The 2,191-nt window shown below is 64.3% G+C and carries 1 protein-coding gene and 1 pseudogene; one reads left to right on the plus strand and one right to left on the minus strand.

Annotated elements, in window-relative coordinates:
• Positions 1 to 1,358 (plus strand): annotated as a pseudogene (locus EOA24_RS35145) (hypothetical protein); the annotation flags it as partial.
• A gap of 79 nt (positions 1,359 to 1,437) precedes the next feature.
• Here EOA24_RS35145 and tyrS read toward each other — a convergent pair.
• Positions 1,438 to 2,191: tyrosine--tRNA ligase (tyrS, locus tag EOA24_RS35150; protein ID WP_127410659.1), on the minus strand; the 754-nt coding region annotated here is incomplete at its 5' end.

Consider the following 2,191-nt stretch of genomic DNA (forward strand, 5'->3'; position numbering starts at 1 on the left):
GGCCAAAGCAGGCGGTGATTTCGGCGGAGGCCAAGCTCAACGGCATTCCGGCTGAGCTCGATCTGGTCGAACCGCTCGCCGATGACGGGCCGGCGCGCAGCCTCAAGGTCACGCTGATCCTCGACGACAAGACGCGCAACGCCAGCATGCCTGGGCTGTCGGACCTGCTTTCGGGAACCATCAAGGTGGCGATCGACAAGAGCGGCGAAGACGCCCAGCAGGTCTCGGCGGACCTGACCAATGCCAGGCTCGACATTCCTTGGGCGGGGTGGAGCAAGGGCGCCGGCATTCCGGCCAAGGTCGCATTCAACATGGCGAAGTCTGGCAGCACAACCACGCTGTCGGATTTCGCTCTCGACGGAAAAAGCTTTTCGATCGACGGCAATGTGACGCTGGTCAATGGCGCGTTGTCCGCGGCCCGCTTCAGCAAGGTTGCGTTGAACCGAGGCGACGACGTTGCCGTTTCGGTCAAGCGCGCCGGTAAGAGCTACGCGGTCGACGTCAGCGGCGCGTCGCTCGACGCCCGCTCGCTGATCAAGCAGTTCACCTCCGATGTCGACACCGCCACCAAGGGTGCCGGCAGCGACGCGATCTCGGTGAGCGCCGATGTGGCATCGCTGACCGGTTTCCACGACGAGGTGCTTTCCAATCTGAAGCTCGAATACAGCGCGGCCGGATCGCACCTGAACGGGCTCAACGTCACCGCCGCGGCAAGCTCGGGCGCCCCGATCACGATCAACAACACCACCAGCGAAGGCGGCCGGGTGCTCAGGGTGAAGTCGGCCGACGCCGGCGCGATCCTGCGTTTCCTCAACGTCTACGAGCATATGGAAGGCGGCGCGATCACGCTCTCGCTCTCGGGCGCCGCCGACGGGCCGATGAAGGGACAGGTGGATGCCCGCAACTTCTATGTCGTCAACGAGCCCAAGCTGGCCTCGATCGTATCGACCACGCCGGCCGGCGATACGCGCAGCCTGAACGAGGCCGTCAAGGGCAATATCGATACGTCCAGGGTGCAGTTCGAGCGCGGCTTCGCCGAGATCGACAAGGGGTCCGGCTATCTGAGGCTGGCGAACGGCCTGCTGCGCGGTCCACGTATCGGCACGACCTTCCAGGGAACGCTCTATGATCCGAACAACAACATGGACATGACCGGCACCTTCATGCCGGTCTACGGGCTGAACCGGATCTTCGGCGAATTGCCGCTGTTCGGGCCGCTCCTTGGCAACGGACGCGACCGTGGCCTGATTGGCGTCACCTACCGCCTGCGCGGCAATGCCAACAAGCCGACCCTCAACGTCAATCCGCTGTCGGTGGTGGCGCCGGGTATATTCCGCTCGATCTTCGAATATAGGTAACCTTGATCCCGAAAAGCGGCCTCCGGTTTTCTGGAAGGACGGCGATCGGGAAGGACGGCGATCGAGAAGGCGCGGCCGATCAGATCGGCCGCACCAGCACGTGTTTCTTCTTGCCGAGCGAGAGCTTCACCACGCCTTCCGGGCCGAGGTCCAGGGACGTGACGATGCGCCGGTCGTCGGTCAAGGGCTGATCGTTGATGCGCACCGCGCCGCCCTGGATATGCCGGCGCGCTTCGCCGTTCGAGCCGGCCAGCCCAGCTGTTACGAACAGCGCCAGGATGCCGATCCCGGCTTCGAGGTCCGATTTGGCGACTTCGACGCTGGGCAGCGTGTCGGCGAGCGTGCCTTCCTCGAAGGTCTTGCGCGCTGTCTCGCTTGCCATCTCGGCCGCCTCGCGGCCGTGCAGCATGGCCGTGATCTCGGTGGCGAGGATTTTCTTCGCCTCATTGATTTCCGAGCCGCCGAGCTTTTCCAGCCGCGCCACCTCGTCCAGCGGCAGCGTGGTGTAAAGCTTCAAGAAGCGGCCGACATCGGCGTCCTCGGTGTTGCGCCAGTACTGCCAGAATTCGTAGGGGCTCAGCATGTCGCCGTCGAGCCAGACTGCGCCCGAGGCCGACTTGCCCATCTTGGCGCCGGACGAGGTGGTGAGCAGCGGCGTGGTCATGGCGAAGAGCTGTACGCCCTCCATGCGGTGGCCGAGGTCGATGCCGTTGACGATGTTGCCCCACTGGTCCGAGCCGCCCATCTGCAGCCGGCAGCCGACGCGCTTGTAGAGCTCGACGAAGTCGTAGGCCTGCAGGATCATGTAGTTGAACTCAAGGAAGGACAGCGAC

This window comes from Mesorhizobium sp. M2A.F.Ca.ET.039.01.1.1, assembly GCF_003998035.1.
Lineage (GTDB): Bacteria > Pseudomonadota > Alphaproteobacteria > Rhizobiales > Rhizobiaceae > Mesorhizobium.